The organism is Nocardioides deserti (assembly GCF_014266025.1).
Taxonomy (GTDB): domain Bacteria; phylum Actinomycetota; class Actinomycetes; order Propionibacteriales; family Nocardioidaceae; genus Nocardioides; species Nocardioides deserti.
The window spans coordinates 83,605-100,427 of record NZ_JACMYC010000007.1 but is presented as its reverse complement, the minus strand read 5'-3'; the positions used below and the strand labels follow the sequence as shown (position 1 = coordinate 100,427).

The 16,823-nt window shown below is 73.3% G+C and carries 22 protein-coding genes; 11 read left to right on the top strand and 11 right to left on the bottom strand.

Annotation, left to right across the window (positions count from 1 at the left end):
- The first annotated feature begins 4 nt into the window (after positions 1 to 4).
- The gene (locus H7344_RS13420) at positions 5 to 1,822 is read left to right on the top strand and encodes an ABC-F family ATP-binding cassette domain-containing protein (RefSeq protein ID WP_186346516.1); all 1,818 of its coding nucleotides are present in this window, start codon (positions 5 to 7) and stop codon (positions 1,820 to 1,822) included.
- Between the two features lie 27 nt (positions 1,823 to 1,849).
- On the opposite strand, the gene H7344_RS13415 is transcribed toward H7344_RS13420, so the two are convergent.
- Positions 1,850 to 2,335: a MarR family winged helix-turn-helix transcriptional regulator gene (locus H7344_RS13415; protein WP_186346515.1), complete on the bottom strand. Its 486-nt coding sequence runs from the start codon at positions 2,333 to 2,335 to the stop codon at positions 1,850 to 1,852.
- A gap of 67 nt (positions 2,336 to 2,402) precedes the next feature.
- Between H7344_RS13415 and H7344_RS13410 the strand changes: the two genes are divergently transcribed.
- From H7344_RS13410 to H7344_RS13395, 4 genes are all read left to right on the top strand, one after another.
- Entirely contained in the window at positions 2,403 to 3,194 is a 792-nt protein-coding gene (locus H7344_RS13410) for a trans-aconitate 2-methyltransferase (RefSeq protein WP_229706935.1), read from the top strand.
- The gene (locus H7344_RS13405) at positions 3,194 to 3,571 is read left to right on the top strand and encodes a VOC family protein (protein ID WP_186346513.1); all 378 of its coding nucleotides are present in this window, start codon (positions 3,194 to 3,196) and stop codon (positions 3,569 to 3,571) included. Before H7344_RS13410 ends, H7344_RS13405 begins: the two co-directional genes overlap by 1 nt.
- A 100-nt stretch (positions 3,572 to 3,671) precedes the next feature.
- Positions 3,672 to 3,992, top strand: a complete 321-nt coding sequence (locus H7344_RS13400) for a metal-sensitive transcriptional regulator (protein WP_444544110.1) — start codon at positions 3,672 to 3,674, stop codon at positions 3,990 to 3,992.
- Between the two features lie 132 nt (positions 3,993 to 4,124).
- Complete coding sequence (locus H7344_RS13395) at positions 4,125 to 4,613, top strand: hotdog fold domain-containing protein (RefSeq protein WP_186346512.1); 489 nt, start codon at positions 4,125 to 4,127, stop codon at positions 4,611 to 4,613.
- A 13-nt stretch (positions 4,614 to 4,626) separates the two neighbouring features.
- Here H7344_RS13395 and H7344_RS13390 read toward each other — a convergent pair whose 3' ends face one another.
- From H7344_RS13390 to H7344_RS13375, 4 genes are read right to left on the bottom strand one after another with little or no spacing between them, the layout of a single operon-like run.
- Positions 4,627 to 5,511, bottom strand: coding sequence for an amino acid ABC transporter permease (locus H7344_RS13390; RefSeq protein WP_186346511.1), 885 nt, complete (start codon positions 5,509 to 5,511; stop codon positions 4,627 to 4,629).
- The gene (locus H7344_RS13385) at positions 5,508 to 6,158 is read right to left on the bottom strand and encodes an amino acid ABC transporter permease (RefSeq protein WP_186346510.1); all 651 of its coding nucleotides are present in this window, start codon (positions 6,156 to 6,158) and stop codon (positions 5,508 to 5,510) included. The genes H7344_RS13390 and H7344_RS13385 overlap by 4 nt, the downstream gene beginning before the upstream one ends.
- Before the next feature lie 53 nt (positions 6,159 to 6,211).
- Positions 6,212 to 7,093 (bottom strand): glutamate ABC transporter substrate-binding protein, encoded by an 882-nt coding sequence (locus H7344_RS13380; RefSeq protein ID WP_186346509.1) that lies wholly within the window; start codon positions 7,091 to 7,093, stop codon positions 6,212 to 6,214.
- A gap of 11 nt (positions 7,094 to 7,104) precedes the next feature.
- Complete coding sequence (locus H7344_RS13375; RefSeq protein WP_373286507.1) at positions 7,105 to 7,878, bottom strand: amino acid ABC transporter ATP-binding protein; 774 nt, start codon at positions 7,876 to 7,878, stop codon at positions 7,105 to 7,107.
- A 141-nt stretch (positions 7,879 to 8,019) separates the two neighbouring features.
- On the opposite strand from H7344_RS13375, the gene miaB reads away from it, so the two are divergent.
- Positions 8,020 to 9,498, top strand: coding sequence for a tRNA (N6-isopentenyl adenosine(37)-C2)-methylthiotransferase MiaB (gene miaB, locus H7344_RS13370; RefSeq protein WP_186346508.1), 1,479 nt, complete (start codon positions 8,020 to 8,022; stop codon positions 9,496 to 9,498).
- Between the two features lie 19 nt (positions 9,499 to 9,517).
- Here miaB and H7344_RS13365 read toward each other — a convergent pair whose 3' ends face one another.
- Genes H7344_RS13365 through H7344_RS13340 form a run of 6 tightly spaced genes read right to left on the bottom strand, consistent with a single transcriptional unit; the run spans position 9,518 to position 11,257 of the window.
- Complete coding sequence (locus tag H7344_RS13365) at positions 9,518 to 9,871, bottom strand: hypothetical protein (RefSeq protein ID WP_186346507.1); 354 nt, start codon at positions 9,869 to 9,871, stop codon at positions 9,518 to 9,520.
- The gene (locus tag H7344_RS13360; RefSeq protein ID WP_186346506.1) at positions 9,868 to 10,176 is read right to left on the bottom strand and encodes a hypothetical protein; all 309 of its coding nucleotides are present in this window, start codon (positions 10,174 to 10,176) and stop codon (positions 9,868 to 9,870) included. The genes H7344_RS13365 and H7344_RS13360 overlap by 4 nt, the downstream gene beginning before the upstream one ends.
- Entirely contained in the window at positions 10,176 to 10,736 is a 561-nt protein-coding gene (locus H7344_RS13355) for an NUDIX hydrolase (protein ID WP_229706934.1), read from the bottom strand. Before H7344_RS13355 ends, H7344_RS13360 begins: the two co-directional genes overlap by 1 nt.
- Positions 10,720 to 10,896 carry a hypothetical protein gene (locus H7344_RS13350; protein WP_186346505.1) on the bottom strand — a complete coding sequence of 59 codons (177 nt, stop codon included), beginning with the start codon at positions 10,894 to 10,896 and terminating at the stop codon, positions 10,720 to 10,722. Before H7344_RS13350 ends, H7344_RS13355 begins: the two co-directional genes overlap by 17 nt.
- Positions 10,893 to 11,051 (bottom strand): hypothetical protein, encoded by a 159-nt coding sequence (locus H7344_RS13345; protein ID WP_186346504.1) that lies wholly within the window; start codon positions 11,049 to 11,051, stop codon positions 10,893 to 10,895. Before H7344_RS13345 ends, H7344_RS13350 begins: the two co-directional genes overlap by 4 nt.
- A gap of 38 nt (positions 11,052 to 11,089) precedes the next feature.
- The gene (locus H7344_RS13340; RefSeq protein ID WP_186346503.1) at positions 11,090 to 11,257 is read right to left on the bottom strand and encodes a hypothetical protein; all 168 of its coding nucleotides are present in this window, start codon (positions 11,255 to 11,257) and stop codon (positions 11,090 to 11,092) included.
- 46 nt (positions 11,258 to 11,303) lie between these two features.
- Between H7344_RS13340 and miaA the strand changes: the two genes are divergently transcribed.
- From miaA to ggt, 5 genes are all read left to right on the top strand, one after another.
- Positions 11,304 to 12,263, top strand: a complete 960-nt coding sequence (gene miaA, locus H7344_RS13335; protein ID WP_222130646.1) for a tRNA (adenosine(37)-N6)-dimethylallyltransferase MiaA — start codon at positions 11,304 to 11,306, stop codon at positions 12,261 to 12,263.
- Complete coding sequence (locus H7344_RS13330; RefSeq protein ID WP_186346501.1) at positions 12,260 to 13,261, top strand: serine hydrolase domain-containing protein; 1,002 nt, start codon at positions 12,260 to 12,262, stop codon at positions 13,259 to 13,261. Before miaA ends, H7344_RS13330 begins: the two co-directional genes overlap by 4 nt.
- Before the next feature lie 53 nt (positions 13,262 to 13,314).
- Positions 13,315 to 14,244: a helix-turn-helix domain-containing protein gene (locus H7344_RS13325; protein ID WP_186346500.1), complete on the top strand. Its 930-nt coding sequence runs from the start codon at positions 13,315 to 13,317 to the stop codon at positions 14,242 to 14,244.
- Complete coding sequence (locus H7344_RS13320; RefSeq protein WP_186346499.1) at positions 14,241 to 14,783, top strand: dihydrofolate reductase family protein; 543 nt, start codon at positions 14,241 to 14,243, stop codon at positions 14,781 to 14,783. The genes H7344_RS13325 and H7344_RS13320 overlap by 4 nt, the downstream gene beginning before the upstream one ends.
- Before the next feature lie 207 nt (positions 14,784 to 14,990).
- Positions 14,991 to 16,823, top strand: a complete 1,833-nt coding sequence (ggt, locus tag H7344_RS13315; protein WP_186346498.1) for a gamma-glutamyltransferase — start codon at positions 14,991 to 14,993, stop codon at positions 16,821 to 16,823.

Genomic DNA, 16,823 nt, shown 5'->3' with positions numbered 1-16,823 from the left:
CCTCATGAGCAACCTCCTCAACCTCGAGCGCGTCTCGAAGTCCTACGGCGTGCGCCCGCTGCTCGCCGACGTCTCCCTCGGCATCGGCGCGGGCGACCGGATCGGCATCGTCGGCCGCAACGGCGACGGCAAGACCACCCTGCTCGAGGTGATGACCGGCATCGAGGAGCCCGACACCGGCCGGGTCTCGCGGCAGCGCGGGCTGCTCGTCGGCTACCTCCACCAGGGCGACGAGCTCGACGACACCCACACCGTCCGCGAGGCCGTCCTCGGCGGTCGCTCCGACCACGAGTGGGCGGCCGACAGCCGCACCCGCGAGATCGTGGAGGTGCTGCTCGCCGGCGTCTCGCTCGACCGCGCGGTCGTCGGGCTGTCCGGCGGCGAGCGCCGCCGCTGCTCGCTGGCCGCGCTGCTGCTGGGCGACCACGACCTCGTCGTCCTCGACGAGCCCACCAACCACCTCGACGTCGAGGCGGTCGCCTGGCTGGCCCAGCACCTCGCCGCCCGGCCCTCCGCGCTGGTCGTCGTCACCCACGACCGGTGGTTCCTCGACGCGGTCTGCCAGTGGACGTGGGAGGTCCACAACGGGCAGGTCGACGCCTACGAGGGCGGGTACGCCGCGTTCGTGCTGGCCAAGGCCGAGCGGCAGCGCCAGCTGGCGGCCTCCGAGATCCGCCGGCAGAACCTCGTCCGCAAGGAGCTGGCCTGGCTGCGGCGCGGCCCGCCGGCGCGCACCTCGAAGCCGAAGTTCCGCATCGACGCCGCCAACCAGCTCATCGAGGACGTCCCGCCTCCGCGGGACCGGCTCGAGCTCGAGCGGTTCGCGACCCAGCGGCTCGGCAAGGACGTCATCGACGTCGAGGACGTTGACCTCGTCCGCGGCGACCGCAAGCTGCTGTCCCACGCCACCTGGCGGATCGGCCCGGGCGACCGGATCGGCCTGGTCGGGGTCAACGGCGCGGGCAAGACCTCGGTGCTCGCCCTGCTCTCCGGCGAGCTGCCGCCCGCCGCGGGCAAGGTCAAGCACGGCCGCACCATCGCGCTGCAGCACCTCACCCAGCAGCTCGACGACCTCGACCCCGACGGCCGCGTGCTGCCCACGGTCGAGTCGATCCGTCGCGTCACGAAGACCTTGGAGGGCCAGGAGCTGACCGCGACGTCGCTGCTGGAGCGCTTCGGCTTCACCGGCGACCGGCTGACCGCGCGCATCGGCGACCTCTCCGGTGGCGAGCGGCGCCGCTTCCAGCTGCTCCGCCTGCTGCTCACCGAGCCGAACGTGCTGCTGCTCGACGAGCCCACCAACGACCTCGACATCGAGACCCTCAACGTGCTCGAGGACTTCCTCGACGGCTGGCCCGGCACGCTCGTCGTCGTCAGCCACGACCGGTACTTCCTGGAGCGGGTCACCGACTCCGTCTGGGCCCTCCTCGGCGACGGGCAGGTCTCGATGCTGCCGCGAGGGGTGGACGAGTACCTCGAGCGGCGCGCCGCCGACCTGCACCTGCAGGGCGTCGAGGTGCCGACGGGACCCGACCCGGTGGCGGGCTCGTCGTCGTCGTCCTCGTCGTCGACATCGTCGTCGGAGCCGGCCAAGGCCAAGGTCGGCGGTGCCGAGGAGCGGGCCGCCCGCAAGACGGTCAACCGGATCGACAAGCGGCTGGCACGCATCGCCGAGCGCGAGGCCGAGCTCAACGCGGCCGTGCTCGAGCACGCCCAGGACTACACGGCGCTGGCCCGGCTCAGCGCCGAGCTGCAGGAGCTCGCCGCCGAGAAGGAGCAGCTCGAGATGGAGTGGCTCGAGGCGGCCGAGCTGCTGGAGTGACCGGCCCGGCGGCGTACGTCCGCGGGGTCAGGAGAACGGCACGAGCAGCCGGCGCAGCAGGTCGGCCAGCTCGTGGCGCTCGGTCGGCGGCAGGTCGGCGATGAGCTCCTGCTCGGCGCGCAGCAGCGCGGTGAACGCCCCGTCGACGGCGCTCTTGCCCTCGGCGGTCAGCCGCACGATCACGCCCCGGCGGTCGTCGGGGTCGGGGTAGCGCTCGACGAGGCCGCGCGCCGCCAACCGGTCGACCCGGTTGGTCATCGTCCCGCTCGTCACGAGCGTCTCGCGCAGCAGCCGGCCGGGGGAGAGCTCGTACGGCGCGCCGGCTCGCCGCAGTGCGGCCAGGACGTCGAACTCCCACGTCTCGATGCCGTGCTCGGTGAACGCCTGCCGCCGGGCGAGGTCGAGGTGGCGGGCCAGCCGCGAGATCCGGCTGAAGACCGAGACCGCGTCGAAGTCGAGGTCGGGGCGTTCGCGCGCCCACGCCTCGACCAGCTCGTCGACCTCGTCCCGCATGACGCCGCACTCTAGCGGACCGGTCGAGAATCTTGACATCAAGATAGTTCGGGCGCACCCTGGAGAGGTGACGCGCAGCCAGCACACCTGGGACCCGGACCGGTACCTCGCCTACGCCGACGAGCGCGGCCGGCCGTTCGTGGAGCTCCTCGGCCGGGTGGGCGCCACCGCCCCGCGCACGGTCGTCGACCTCGGCTGCGGCCCGGGAAACCTCACCGCGCTGCTGCGCGAGCGGTGGCCGGACGCACACGTGCACGGACTGGACTCCAGTCCCGAGATGATCGCGGCGGCGCGCGACCGCGGCGACGGGGTGCGGTACGACGTCGCCGACCTGCGCGACTGGCGGCCCGGCGCGCCCGTGGACGTGCTCGTCTCCAACGCCACGCTCCAGTGGGTGCCCGACCACCTCGACCTGCTGCCGCAGCTCCTCGGCCACGTCGCCCCGGGCGGCTGGCTGGCTCTCCAGGTCCCGGGCAACTTCGGGGAGCCGAGCCACACCATCCGGCGCGACCTCGCCGCCGAGGAGCCCTACGCCGCGCACACCCGCCACGTCGCGGTGCCCAGCAGCCACGACCCGGGGCTGTACCTCGACGTGCTGGCGGGTCTCGGGTGCTCGGTCGACGCCTGGGAGACGACCTACCTCCACGTGCTCACCGGACCGGATCCGGTGTTCACGTGGGTGTCGGCCACCGGGGCCCGGCCGACGCTGCAGGCGCTGCCACCGGACCTGGGGACGAGGTTCGAGGAGGAGTTCCGCGCGCGGCTGCGGGCGGCGTACCCCGAAGGGCGGCACGGCGTGGTGCTGCCCTTCCGGCGGATCTTCGTGGTGGCCCGCAAGGCTGAGGGGGAGGGCGAGTGATGCGGCTCCACCACGTGCAGGTCGCCTGCCCGCCCGGCGGCGAGGACGAGGCCCGGCGCTTCTGGCGCGACGGGCTCGGCATGACCGAGGTGCCCAAGCCGGCCGGCCTGGCCGGCCGCGGCGGCTGCTGGTTCCGGACGGCGGGGGAGGGCGGCGCGGAGATCCACGTCGGCGTCGAGGACCCGTTCGTCCCGGCGCGCAAGGCCCACCCCGCGCTGCTGGTCGGCGACGCGGCGGAGCTGGAGCGGCTCGCCGCTTCGCTGGAGGCGGCCGGCTTCACCGCGGACTGGTCCGAGCGGCACACGTTCGCGGCGTACCAGCGTTTCCACACCCGCGACGCCCACGGCAACCGCGTCGAGGTGCTCGCCCCGGCGTAACGCGGAGCGGGGTGCCGCGTTGTCACCTCGTCCGGCCGGGCCCCCGCCTGCCGGCGGGCGGGCTCGGGACCCGCGACAGGCCGCACCAGAAGGGCTCCCCGTGACCGACCTCGACTCCCGTCCCGACGCACCCGCGCCAGCCGCCGCGGTGCACGCGGCCGGGGTGCAGGCGGTGGACATGTCCGCCGTCGTCAACCGCGTCAAGCGTGCCCAGGGCCAGCTCGGCGGCGTGCTGCGGATGATCGAGGAGGGTCGCGACCTCGAGGCGGTCGTCCACCAGCTCAAGGCCGTCTCCCGGGCCCTCGACCGGGCCGGCTTCGCGTTGATCGCCGCCGAGCTGCGCCAGACCGTCGCCGACGGCGCCGACGTCGGCGAGGCGGAGCTGGCCAAGCTGGAGAAGTTCTTCCTCTCGCTCGCCTGACCGGCGCGTCCGGGGCATGTAACGCGACGTCCGCTGCTCTGCCTGCACGCTGCAACGTGCAGATAGAGCAGCGAACCTGTCGTTACAAGCGACCGCGCGCGCGGGGGTTACCGTCGGGTAACGTCAGCTGGCATGAGCCGAGTCCTGCAGATGTGGCGTACGACGACGGGCCTGCCGGTGGTGGGTCCGCGACTGGGAGCGACGGCGTTCTCGCTGCTGTTCAGCCGCCAGGCGCCGTACTTCGCGACGATCAAGCCGCGGTTCACCGAGATCCGGCCGAACCGCGCCGCGCTGGTGATCCCCAAGCGCCGCAAGGTGCACAACCACCTCGGCACCGTGCACGCGATCGCGCTGTGCAACGGGCTCGAGGCAGCGATGGGCGCGCTGGCGGAGGCGACCGTGCCGGCGGACAAGCGGTGGATCCCGAAGGGGATGGACGTCAGCTACACCGCGAAGGCGACCAGCGACATCACCTGCGTCGCCGAGACGGACCCCGAGCAGTGGACCGGGCTGCCCGACGAGGGCGCCGACCTGCACGTGCGCGTCAGCGGCACCCGCGACGACGGCACGGTCGTCGTCGAGGGCGTCATCCGGCTCTGGGTGACGCCGAAGAAGCGCTGAGCGGTCAGGCGCCTCAGGTGGCCGGCACGGCGGCCTCGGCCGCCGCGGCGCTGCCGGTCGACCGGCTGAGCCGCCGCTCGACGTAGGTCGCCAGCCGGGACAGGGCGAAGTTGATGACGATGAACATCGCCCCGACCATGAACAGGCTCTGGATCGGGTTGTCGAGCACCTGCGAGATTTGGTTGCCCCGGCGCAGCAGCTCGAGGTAGCCGAGCCCGATGACCGCGGCCAGCGAGGTGTCCTTGAGGATCACGATCAGCTGGCTGATCAGCGCCGGCAGCATGATGCGGAAGGCCTGGGGCAGCAGGATCGTCGACATCACCTGCCGCTCCCGCATGCCGATCGCGCGGGCGGCCTCGCCCTGGCCGCGGGGGAGCGAGAGGACGCCGGCGCGGAGGATCTCGGCGATGATCACCGAGTTGTAGAGCGTGAGGCCGATGACGAGGTACCACAGCGCGGCCTCGCCGGGGAGGAACCCGAGGTCGACCTTCAGCTCGACCATCGCGCGCCAGACGAAGACGATCGTGATGACGACCGGCAGCCCGCGGAAGAGCTCGATGAACAGCACGACCGGCACGCGCAGGACCCGGCCGAGCATCAACCGGGCGACACCGAGCAGCACGCCGACCACGAGCGAGCACCCGATGGCGAGCCCCGCCGCGATCAGCGTCGCCACCACCCCCTGGCGGACCAGGCCCCAGACGGCGCCGAACTGCTCGTCCGACGGGTCGATCCACGGCGCCCAGAGCTCGGCGTCGAACTGGCCGCGGTCGGCGAGGCGCTGGACGACGACGGCAACGAGGGCCGCGATCAGGACCAGACCGATGACGGTGGCGATGCGGGCGCGGCGGCGCGCCCGGGGACCGGGCAGGTCGTAGAGGACGGAGTCGGCGCTCATCGCGCGATCGCCACCTTCCGCTCGATGACGCCGAGCAGAACGCCGGCGGTGAGGGTGATGACGAGGTAGCCGATCGCGACGCCGGTGAGCACCGGGATGTACTCGAGGCCGCGCGCGCTGGTGAGGGTCTCGCCGACGCTGAAGAGGTCGGCGCCCACGCCGAAGGCGCCGACAACCGCGGAGTTCTTGAACATCGCGATCTGGACGCTGCCCAGGGGCGGGACCGCCGAGCGGAAGGCCTGGGGGAGCACGACCTGCCTCATCGTCTGGGTGAAGGTGAGCCCGATGGCCCGGGCCGCCTCGGCCTGCCCGCGGTCGACCGCGTTGATGCCCGACCGCAGCGCCTCGCAGACGAACGCCGAGGTGTAGATGACCAGCCCGGAGATGCCGAACACGTAGTAGCTGGTGTTGACGCCGACCTCCGGCAGCCCGAAGGCCATGAAGAACAGCACGATGGTCAGCGGGCAGTTGCGCACCAGCGTGACCCAGGCGGCGCCGAACGCCCGCAGCGACGCGACGGGGGAGACGCGAAACGCCGCCAGGACGGTGCCGAGCAGCATGGAGCCGAGCAGGCTCCAGCCGATGATGCTCAGCGACCTCAGGAATCCCGACCAGTACAGGTCGAGGTTGTCCAGGACGGGGTCCACGTCTCCCTCTCGTCAGGGGGTCAGCAGCGGGCGGTCAGGAACGGAGCGTGCGGTCAGGCGCAGGGAGCCGGCTCGGGGAGCTCGGGGGTCTCGGTGCCCTCGACCTCGCCCGCGGTGCGCTCCCAGGCCTCGGTGTAGGCGTCCTCGTTCTCGGCGAGCGTCTCGTTGATGAACTCGCAGAACTCGGTGTCGCCCTTCTCGATGCCGATCCCGTAGGGCTCCTCGGTGAACTGCTCGCCCACCAGCTTGAACTCGCCCTCGCTCTCCGAGACGAAGCCGAGCAGGATCACGTTGTCGGTGGTGACCACGTCGACCTGGCCGTTGCCGAGCGCGTTGGCGCACTTGTCGTAGACGTCGAAGAGGACGAGCTGGTTGTTGTTCGCGAGGTACTCGCGGATGTTCTCCGACGGCGTCGACCCGGTGACCGTGCAGACCTTCATGTCCGGGTTGTCCGCCAGGTCCTCGGGGCCGGAGATCGTGTCGTTGTCCGCGGCGACCATCAGCTGCTGGCCGGCGACGTAGTAGGGACCCGCGAAGCTGATCCGCTGGGCGCGCTCCTCGTTGATCGTGTACGTCGCGGCGACCAGGTCGACGTCGCCGTCCTCGATCACCTGCTCACGGACCTCGGAGGGCGTCTCCTTCCACTCGATGTCCTCCTCGGCGATGCCCATTGCGCCGGCGATGATCTTGGCGACCTCGACGTCGAAGCCCTCGGGCACGTCGTCCAGACCGAGCAGGCCGAAACCGGGCTGGTCGAACTTGGTGCCGATGGTCATCGTGCCCCGCTCGGCGATCTCGGCCATGGTGGTCCCGGCCTCGAACTCGACGTCCTCGGTGACCTCCACCTGCTCTCCGCCGTCGTCACCGCCGCAGGCGGCGAGGGAGAGGGTGAGCCCGGCCGCAGCGATGGCGGCCTTCGTGCGGGTGAATCGCATGGTGATCTCCTTCAGTGCTGGAGGATCTTGCCGAGGAAGTCCTTGGCCCGATCGCTCTGCGGGTTGGTGAAGAACTGCTCAGGGGTGGCTTCCTCGACGATCGCCCCGTCGGCCATGAAGACCACCCGGTCGGCGGCGGTGCGGGCGAAGCCCATCTCGTGGGTGACGACGACCATCGTCATGCCCTGCTCGGCCAGCGAGACCATGACGTCGAGGACCTCCGAGATCATCTCGGGGTCCAGCGCGGACGTCGGCTCGTCGAAGAGCATCACCTTCGGCTCCATCGCCAGCGCCCGCGCGATGGCGACGCGCTGCTGCTGGCCGCCGGAGAGCTGGGCGGGGTACTTCGCGGCCTGGTGCCCGACGCCGACGCGGTCGAGAAGCTCGCCGGCGCGCTTCTCCGCGTCGGCCTTCTTCATGCCCCGGACCTTGACCGGCCCGAGGGTGACGTTCTCGAGGATCGTCTTGTGGGCGAAGAGGTTGAAGGACTGGAAGACCATCCCGACCTCGGCGCGGAGCGCGGCGAGCGCCTTGCCCTCCTCGGGCAGGGGCTCGCCGTCGAGGGTGATCGTGCCCTTGTCGATCGGCTCGAGCCGGTTGATCGCGCGGCACAGCGTCGACTTGCCGGACCCCGACGGGCCGATCACGACGACGACCTCGCCGCGGTGGATCGTCAGGTCGATGTCGCGCAGCACGTGCAGCTCGCCGAACCACTTGTCCACGTGGTCGAGCACGACCAGGGGCTCGTCGGACCCCCCGCCCTCGGCCGTCCGGTGCGTCGTCATGCCGCCGGACACTATCCACATCCGGCCCGCGCGGGCCACGTCCGAGCCTGGGGTCGCGCGGACCGCGGCCGGATCGTGACCAAAGCGCGGCCCCGCACGATTCCGCGGCGTCGCGCGCCGCGCCGTACCCTCGGAGGCGCTATGTCGACGCCCCGCACCTACGAGGTCCGCACCTACGGGTGCCAGATGAACGTCCACGACTCCGAGCGGCTCACGGGCCTGCTGGAGGGTGCGGGGTACGCCGCCGTGCCGAACGGCGAGCAGGCCGACGTCGTCGTGTTCAACACCTGCGCGGTGCGCGAGAACGCCGACAACAAGCTCTACGGCAACCTCGGCCACCTCGCGCCGGTCAAGGCCGCGAAGCCCGGCATGCAGATCGCCGTCGGCGGCTGCCTGGCGCAGAAGGACCGCACCACGATCACCGAGCGCGCGCCGTGGGTCGACGTCGTCTTCGGCACGCACAACATCGGCTCGCTGCCGGTGCTGCTGGAGCGGGCGAGGGTGCAGCAGGAGGCGCAGGTCGAGATCCTCGAGAGCCTCGACGTCTTCCCGAGCACGCTGCCGACCAAGCGGGAGTCGGCGTACGCCGCGTGGGTCTCGGTGTCGGTCGGGTGCAACAACACGTGCACCTTCTGCATCGTCCCCGCGCTGCGCGGCAAGGAGAAGGACCGCCGCCCCGGCGACATCCTGGCCGAGGTCCGCGCGCTCGTCGCGGAGGGCGTCACCGAGGTGACGCTGCTGGGGCAGAACGTCAACGCCTACGGCGTGGAGTTCGGCGACCGGCAGGCGTTCTCCAAGCTGCTGCGCGCCTGCGGCGACATCGAGGGCCTCGAGCGGGTGCGGTTCACCAGCCCGCACCCGGCGGAGTTCACCGACGACGTCATCGAGGCGATGGCCGAGACGCCGAACGTCATGCCGAGCCTGCACATGCCGCTGCAGTCCGGCTCGGACCGGGTGCTGCGGGCGATGCGCCGCTCCTACCGGTCCAGCAAGTTCCTCGGGATCATCGACCGGGTCCGCGCCGCGATCCCGGACGCCGCGATCACCACCGACATCATCGTCGGCTTCCCCGGCGAGACCGAGGAGGACTTCCTCGAGACGCTGCGCGTGGTGCGGGAGTCGCGGTTCGCGAGCGCGTTCACCTTCCAGTACTCCAAGCGCCCCGGCACCCCGGCCGCCGTCCTCGACGAGCAGGTCCCGCCCGAGGTGGTCAAGGACCGGTACGGCCGCCTGGCCGACCTGGTCAACGAGATCGCCTGGGAGGAGAACACGTTGATCGTCGGGCGCACCGTCGAGCTGATGGTCGCCGAGGGCGAGGGGCGCAAGGACGCCGAGACGCTGCGGCTCTCGGGTCGCGCGCCGGACAACCGGCTCGTGCACTTCGCCGCGCCGGACGCCTCGCTGGGCACCCCGCGGCCGGGCGACATGGTCACCGCCGAGGTCACCTACGCCGCCCCGCACCACCTGGTCGCCGACCGCGTGCTGGCGGTGCGGCGCACCCGCTCCGGCGACGCCTGGGAGGCGCGTACGTCGGCGCCGGTCGCGCCGTCGGGCGTCTCGCTCGGCATGCCGGCCGTCGGGGTGCCCGCGCCGCTGCCGGCTGCGCCGGCCTGCGGCTGAACGAGCCGCCGCGCGCGGGTCAGAGGTCGGGCTTGGCGTCGAAGGGGTGCTCCTTCGACCGCGGGTCCTTGCTGGGGTAGCCCGCCCTCGGCGCCACGCCGTCCGGGTTGTCCTCGGGCCCGCCGACCGACTGCTCCGGCACGGCGTCCGCGTCCCCGTGGTCGCCCGCCTCGGCGAGCGAGTTGTCGCGCACGCCGTCGGTGCTCGTCTGGGCCGGGCCGGCGTGGCCGACCCGCTCGGAGCTGACGCCCATGCCGCCGGCGGCGCCGTCGGGTCCGTTGGCGTTGGGGTTCGACGCGCGCAGCGGCTCGGAGAGGTCCTCGTCGACCGGCACCTCCTCGGGGAAGCCGGGCTTCCCGCCCTCGCCGCTCACTCCGCCTTGCCCTGCTCGGCCGCGCCCTCGTCCTGCTCGCCGGCCTCGTCGGGGGAGGCCTCGGTCGCCTCGGTCGAGGTGTCCTCGGAGCCGGACATCTGCTCCTGGAGCGTGTCGGGGGTGCTGTCGTCGATGGCGGGGTTCTCGTCCGGCGTGAGGTCGGGGATGGTCCGCTGCTCGCCGACCGGGACGTCGTCCTCGATCGCGTCGGCCCCGCCGGGGTTCGGTTCCCCGGGGTCGATCTGCGGCTCGGGCATCGCTGCGAGCTCGCCCGTGCCGGTGTCGGTGCGGGTCTCCTCGGACATCAGTCCTCCTCGTCGCGCTGGTCGACCGCGGCGTCGAAGCCGAAGGTCGAGTACGGCGTGCTGGTACCCGACCGGATGCCGGCCAACACGGCCGCCTCGTGCGGGACGACCGGGTCGGGGAGCGCGTCGAGCGGCCACCACCGCAGGTCAGCGGCCTTGTCGGGCTCGACGATGCGGGGCTCGCCGGACCACGCGCGGGCGGTGAAGAAGAAGTCGATCCGCTCGTCGATCGGCTCCCCGCCGCGGGTGCGCTGCATCGCGGTCACGAACGCCAGGTCGAGCCCGTCGACCGCGAGCTCCTCGCGGGCCTCGCGCCGCGCCGCGTCGTACGCCGTCTCGCCGCGCTCGACGTGGCCGGCGGCCGCAGCGGCCCAGTGGTCGTCCATGTAGCCGGTCCCGCTCCGCAGCTGGAGGAGCACCTCGGTGTCACCGGTGCTGCCTGTGTCACCTGGGCTGCCCGGGCGCTGGGCGTCGCGGAGCAGGAAGACGTACGCCGCGGGCACGACCACGAACCGGCCGTGTAGCGGGTCGCCGGTGACGTCCTCACTCAGGGCGGTCACCGTGCCGGTGGTCGGCCTCGGACCCGGCGACCGGCTCCTCGAGGTGGGACTCGTCGACCTCGCCGCGCGGCACGCGGTCGGCGCCCGTCGGGGCGGCCGGCTCGTCCTCGCGCATCGGGGTCCCGGGTGCCTGCGGCTGCTCGGTCGGCTGGTCCGTCATGGCTGCTCCTCCTCGTCGTCAGTGGTGTCGTTCGGGGTGACGGCCGGCTCGCCGGTCGCCCCCTCGTAGACGGTGCCGGTGTCGGGGGACTCCGGCTCGTCGGGGGCGTACTCGTCGGCCTCGTTCTCGACCTGCTCGGGCCTGTGCTCGCTCATGCGGTCTCCTCTCCCGGCTGGGCTCTACTGACTGGGCTCTACTGACTGGGTTCGGGGAACGACGTCTCGGCGTTCTCCTCGCGGACGGCCTCCTCGGCGGCCGACGGGTCGTGGCCGTCGGGCAGCTCGCTGCCGTGCTCGTCGGGGACCTGCTGGTCGACGTCGAGCGGCTGCTCGTCGCGTCCCTCGGGAATCGGCGCGGTCATGGTGCCCTCCGGTCGTTCGGCGTCGGTTCCTTGGAACACTAGCCAGATGCCACCGACATCAATCCCCGGCCAGGGACGGGCAGAGCCACCGGCGGCAGTGCCGGTGGTGGCGGTGGTCGGGGCGACCGCCAGCGGCAAGACCGCGCTGTCGCTGGACCTGGCCGAGCGGCTCGGCGGCGAGGTGGTCAACACCGACGCGATGCAGCTCTACCGCGGCATGGACATCGGCACCGCGAAGCTCCCCGTCGCCGAACGCCGCGGCATCCCGCACCACCTGCTCGACCGGCTGTCGGTGCGCGAGCCGGCCACCGTGGCGGAGTTCCAGGGTTGGGCGCGCGCGACGATCGCCGACCTCCGCGACGCCGGCCGGGTGCCGGTGCTCGTGGGCGGGTCGGCGCTCTACACCCGGGCGGTGCTGGACCGCTTCGAGTTCCCCGGCACCGACGAGGCCGTCCGCGCCCGGCTGGAGGCGGAGCTCGCCGAGGTCGGCCCGGCCGCGATGCACGCGCGGCTGGCCGAGGTCGACCCCGAGGCGGCCGCCCGGATCCTGGTCGAGAACGGCCGGCGCACCGTCCGCGCGCTCGAGGTCGTCGAGATCACCGGCCGCCCGTTCAGCGCGTCGCTGCCGCGGCCGGAGTACGTCGACCCCGCCACGATCCAGGTCGGCGTCGACATCGACCGGCCCACCCTGGACGCGCGGATCGAGCTGCGCGTGGACGCGATGTTCGCCGACGGACTGGTCGAGGAGGTCGCGCGGCTGCTCGACGAGGGGCTGGCGGACGGTCGGACGGCCGGCCGCGCGATCGGGTACGTCGAGGTGATGGCCCACCTCGACGGCGAGCTGTCGCTCGACGAGGCGCGCGAGCGGACCGTGGTGGCCACCCGCCGCTTCGCGCGGCGGCAGGACGCGTGGTTCCGCAAGGACCCGCGCGTGGTGTGGGTCCGCCACGACGACCCGGACCGGGTGGAGCAGGCGCTGGCGGCGGTCGGCAGGGTGGGGACATGAGCCGCAGGCGTCCGACCCCGAGCGTCGAGGAGGTGCTGGACCGCCGGACCGACGACGGCACCGGCCTCGTCGTCGCCGTCCGCACGCCGGCGGGCACGGCGTACCACTCCCGTGGCGAGCTGCCCGACGGTCCCGCGTCGATCCTCGAGATCGGCTCGGTCACCAAGACGATGACCGCGCTGCTGCTCGCCGACCTGGCGCGGGACGGCGTGGTCGGGCTCGACGACCCCGTCGCCGCCCACCTGCCGGTCGCGCCGCCGGTGAAGGGCCGGCCGATCACGCTGCGCGACCTCGCCACCCACCACTCCGGCCTGCCCCGGCTGCCGAAGGGGTCGCTGTGGCCCGGGCTGACGAGCGAGCGGCACGACCCCTACGCGCGCTACGACGAGGCGACGCTGTCCGCGGCGGTGCTCGCGACCCGGCCCCGCGTCGAGCCCGGCCGTCGGTTCGGCTACTCCAACCTCGGCGGCGGCCTGCTGGGCTGGGCGCTCGCCCGCGCGGCCGGCACCGACTACGCCACGCTCCTCGCCGACCGCCTCGCCGGACCGCTCGGCCTCGCCGACACCGGCGTCGCACTGCCGGCCGGGCAGGAGCACCGGCTCGCGCCCGGGCACGGCTGGCGCGGCCGCCCCGCCGGGCGGTGGGACCTCGCGCTGCTCGCCGGCGCCGGCGGCGTCGTCTCGACCGCCGCGGACCTGACGCGCTACGTCGGCGCGTTCGACACGGCGTACGACGGGCCGCTCGCGGCGGCCGCCGCCGACGCGCGCGCCCCGCAGCACCGCGCCGGGCGCGTCGGCCCGGCGACGGTCGGGCTCGGCTGGCTGCTCGCGCCGGACGGGATGCTGTTCCACGACGGCGGCACCGGCGGCTACCGGTCCTTCGTCGGCTCCCGCCCCGACCGCGGCGTCTCCGTGGTCGTGCTGTCCGCCCGGGCCCGCGGGGTGACCGGGTTCGGGATCCTGCTGCTCCGGGCGGCCGTCGACGCCGCCCAGCCGTAGGTGCGCAAGAACGGTCGGGCGGAGGACGGCCGCGCGCGGCCAGACTGGTCGGCATGGTGGAGAACCTGAGCGGACGCGACCGGTTGCGCGAGGTCCTCGACGCGGTGCTCGACGAGGACAACCGGACGCTCGGCGAGATGGCCGAGGACGCCTACGCCTCGCCGTACCACTTCGCCCACCGGCTGCGCCGCGACGCCGGCGAGCCGCCGGTGGCGATGCGCCGACGGGTCGAGCTGGAGCGCGCGGCCTGGCGGCTGCGACGTGGGACGAGCGTGACGGAGGCGGCGTTCGCGGCGGGCTACGAGAGCGTCGAGGGGTTCAGCCGGGCCTTCGCCAAGGCGTACGGCGAGCCGCCGTCGGCCGTGCGCGCGGGCGGGCCGCGCGACCACTGGCTGCCGGCCCCGAACGGCATCCACTTCCACCCGCCGACGTCGTTGTGGGTCGACGCCGGCGAGGCGGGCGGTCCCGCCGGTGACCCGGTCACCGAGCAGCTGGTGCGGCACGACCTCGACGACACCCGCGCGTTGCTCGACGTGGCGAAGGGACGGGCGCGCGAGGAGCGCGAGCGCGTGCTGCTGCCCGGCAACCGGGTGCTCGCGTGGGACGGCGAGGAGGCGTCGCTGGCGGCGGTGCTGGAGAACCACGTCCACGCCAAGGAGGTCTGGCTCGCCGCGATCGAGGGCCTCGACAGCCCCGCCCGCGGCGACGGCGACCTGCCGCGGCTGCTGGAGCGGCACGACGCGGTCGCGCCGCGGTGGCTGGCGATGGTGCGCGACGTGGACCGCCGTGGTGCGTGGGGCGACCGACTGGTCGACGCGCTCTGCGAGCCGCCCGAGAGCTTCCTGCTGGGCGAGGTCGTCGGGCACGTGCTGACGTACGCCGCGCACCGCCGCCAGCTCGCCCGGATGCTGCTGCGGACGCTCGGCGCCGCGGTGGACCACGGCGACCCGATCATGTGGAGCAGGACGAGGAGCGACCGATGACGAGGACCGTCTACTACACCGCCACCACGCTCGACGGTTTCCTGGCCGACGAGCACGACTCGCTCGACTGGCTGCTGAGCCAGCCGCTCGAGGAGGGCGGGATGCTCGACTACGGCGCGTTCATCGGCGGCATCGGTGCCCTGCTCATGGGCGCGACGACGTACCAGTGGTTGCTCGACCACAACGCCGCGACCGGCGAGCGGTGGTCCTACACGCAGCCGACCTGGGTGATGACGCACCGCGACCTCGCCCCGGTCGCCGACACCGTCACCATCGCCTCGGGCGACGTGCGCGAGGTGCACGCCGCGATGGTCGAGGCGGCCGCCGGCAAGGACGTGTGGGTCGTCGGCGGCGGCGACCTCGCCGGCCAGCTGGCCGACGCCGGGCTGCTCGACGAGGTGCTGGTGTCGATCGCGCCCGTGACCCTCGGCGCGGGCCGGCCGCTGCTCCCGCGACGGCTCGACCTGCGGCTCACCTCGCACGGGCGCAACGGTGCGTTCCTCTGCGCGACGTACGACGTCGTGGGTGCTCGCTCGTAGCCGGCCGGGGTAGTAACGGTCAGGAACGTCCGTCCCGACCTCGTGGAGGTCAAGAACGTCCGTTACTACCCCGACGACGGCCTGCCTGAGGACGGCTGCCGGGGATCGCCTGCCTGGGACGAGCTGGAGCGGGCACCTCGACAACTGTCGGCGGCCGGGTCCACAGTGATCGGACCGCCTCGTCCGCGGATCTCTCGGGAGGAACCCATGCGCCGTCTCTCCATCGTCCGAGCCGTCCCCGTCCTCGCCCTGGTCGCGCCGGCCCTCGTCGCGCTGCCGGGCGCCCCGCCCGCCGCAGCCGCGCCGGTGCCCCCGAAGGTGCCGGTGGCGACGGGCACCGGTGGGGCGGTCAGCTCGGTCGACCCGGACGCCACCCGGATCGGGCTCGCGGTGCTCCGCTCCGGCGGCAACGCCGTCGACGCGGCGGTCGCCACGGCGGCCGCGCTCGGCGTCACCGAGCCCTACAGCGCCGGCATCGGCGGGGGCGGCTACTTCGTCCACTACGACGCCTCGACCGGGAAGGTCGCGACCATCGACGGCCGCGAGACCGCCCCGCGCGGCATCCCGGCCGACGCGTTCCTTGACCCGGCGACCGGCGAGCCCTACCCGTTCACCCCTGACCTGGTCACCAGCGGCGTCAGCGTCGGCACGCCGGGCACGCTCGCCACCTGGAAGCGTGCGCTCGACCGGTGGGGTAGCCGATCGCTGAGGCAGGTGCTCGGCCGGCCCGCCGCGCTGGCGCGCAGGGGCTTCGTCGTCGACGAGACGTTCCGCCAGCAGACGAAGGACAACCGGGAACGGTTCCGCACCTTCACCTCGTCCAAGCGGCTGTTCCTGCGCGGCGGGAAGCTGCCCACCGTCGGCACGCGGTTCCGCAACCCCGACCTCGCCCGCACCTACGACCTCGTCCGCAAGGACGGCCTGAAGCCGTTCTACCGCGGCGCGATCGGCGCGGAGATCGTCAAGGCGGTCCGCAAGCCGCCGCTCAGCGGCCGGACCGACCTGCCCGTGCCGACCGGCTACCTGACCAAGAAGGACCTGCGCGGCTACCGCGTCAAGAACCAGGCCGCGACCCGCACGAGCTACCGCGGGCTGGACGTCCACGGCATGGCGCCGTCCTCCAGCGGCGGCTCGACCGTCGGCGAGGCGCTGGAGATCCTCGAGCGCCACGACCTCGCCGCGATGGACGACGCCCAGGCGCTGCACCTCTACCTCGAGGCGAGCGCGCGGGCTTTCGCCGACCGAGGGGTGTACGTCGGGGACCCGGCGTACGTCGACGTCCCGCTCGCCGACCTGCTCTCGCCGACCTTCGCCGCCGAGCGCGACTGCACGATCGACCCGACCCGGGCCGCCACCAAGCCGGTCGAGCCCGGCGACGTGACGTCCTACGACGGGGAGTGTGCCACCGGCGACGAGGCCGAGCCGGTCGAGGCGCCCGACACCGAGAACGTCGAGACCACCCATCTGAGCGTCGTCGACCGCTGGGGCGACGTCGTGTCGTACACGCTGACCATCGAGCAGACCGGTGGCTCGGGGATCGTCGTGCCGGGTCGCGGCTTCCTGCTCAACAACGAGCTGACCGACTTCACCGCCGTGCCCGACCCCGAGGACCCGAACCGGATCCAGCCGGGCAAGCGGCCGCGCAGCTCGATGTCGCCGACGATCGTGCTCCGCGACGGGAAGCCTGTGCTCGCGGTCGGTTCGCCCGGCGGCTCGACGATCATCACGACCGTGCTGCAGATCCTGGTCGAGCGCTTCGACCGGGGCCGGAGCATCGCCGAGGCGGTGGCCGCGCCGCGCGCCTCGCAGCGCAACACCGCCGCGGTGACGGCCGAGCCGGAGTTCATCGACGCCTACGGGCCACTGCTCGAGGCGTACGGCCACGAGCTCGCGCCGGCCGGCGACGCGCTGACCAGTGCCGCGGAGATCGGTGCGGCGGCCGCGATCGAGATCGGCCCCGGCGGGCTGCTGACCGCCGCAGCCGAGCCGGCGCGCCGGGGAGGGGGCTCCGCCGGCGTGGTCCGGCCGCGGACGCCCTGA

Excerpts from the sequence above, each read along its gene's own strand:
- H7344_RS13420 (WP_186346516.1), top strand. The coding sequence starts at position 5 with ATGAGCAACCTCCTCAACCTCGAGCGCGTCTCGAAGTCCTACGGCGTG.
- H7344_RS13415 (WP_186346515.1), bottom strand. The coding sequence starts at position 2,335 with ATGCGGGACGAGGTCGACGAGCTGGTCGAGGCGTGGGCGCGCGAACGC.
- H7344_RS13405 (WP_186346513.1), top strand. The coding sequence starts at position 3,194 with ATGCGGCTCCACCACGTGCAGGTCGCCTGCCCGCCCGGCGGCGAGGAC.
- H7344_RS13395 (WP_186346512.1), top strand. The coding sequence starts at position 4,125 with ATGAGCCGAGTCCTGCAGATGTGGCGTACGACGACGGGCCTGCCGGTG.
- H7344_RS13390 (WP_186346511.1), bottom strand. The coding sequence starts at position 5,511 with ATGAGCGCCGACTCCGTCCTCTACGACCTGCCCGGTCCCCGGGCGCGC.
- H7344_RS13380 (WP_186346509.1), bottom strand. The coding sequence starts at position 7,093 with ATGCGATTCACCCGCACGAAGGCCGCCATCGCTGCGGCCGGGCTCACC.
- H7344_RS13375 (WP_373286507.1), bottom strand. The coding sequence starts at position 7,878 with ATGACGACGCACCGGACGGCCGAGGGCGGGGGGTCCGACGAGCCCCTG.
- miaB (WP_186346508.1), top strand. The coding sequence starts at position 8,020 with ATGTCGACGCCCCGCACCTACGAGGTCCGCACCTACGGGTGCCAGATG.
- H7344_RS13360 (WP_186346506.1), bottom strand. The coding sequence starts at position 10,176 with ATGTCCGAGGAGACCCGCACCGACACCGGCACGGGCGAGCTCGCAGCG.
- H7344_RS13350 (WP_186346505.1), bottom strand. The coding sequence starts at position 10,896 with ATGACGGACCAGCCGACCGAGCAGCCGCAGGCACCCGGGACCCCGATG.
- H7344_RS13345 (WP_186346504.1), bottom strand. The coding sequence starts at position 11,051 with ATGAGCGAGCACAGGCCCGAGCAGGTCGAGAACGAGGCCGACGAGTAC.
- H7344_RS13340 (WP_186346503.1), bottom strand. The coding sequence starts at position 11,257 with ATGACCGCGCCGATTCCCGAGGGACGCGACGAGCAGCCGCTCGACGTC.
- miaA (WP_222130646.1), top strand. The coding sequence starts at position 11,304 with ATGCCACCGACATCAATCCCCGGCCAGGGACGGGCAGAGCCACCGGCG.
- H7344_RS13330 (WP_186346501.1), top strand. The coding sequence starts at position 12,260 with ATGAGCCGCAGGCGTCCGACCCCGAGCGTCGAGGAGGTGCTGGACCGC.
- H7344_RS13325 (WP_186346500.1), top strand. The coding sequence starts at position 13,315 with ATGGTGGAGAACCTGAGCGGACGCGACCGGTTGCGCGAGGTCCTCGAC.
- H7344_RS13320 (WP_186346499.1), top strand. The coding sequence starts at position 14,241 with ATGACGAGGACCGTCTACTACACCGCCACCACGCTCGACGGTTTCCTG.
- ggt (WP_186346498.1), top strand. The coding sequence starts at position 14,991 with ATGCGCCGTCTCTCCATCGTCCGAGCCGTCCCCGTCCTCGCCCTGGTC.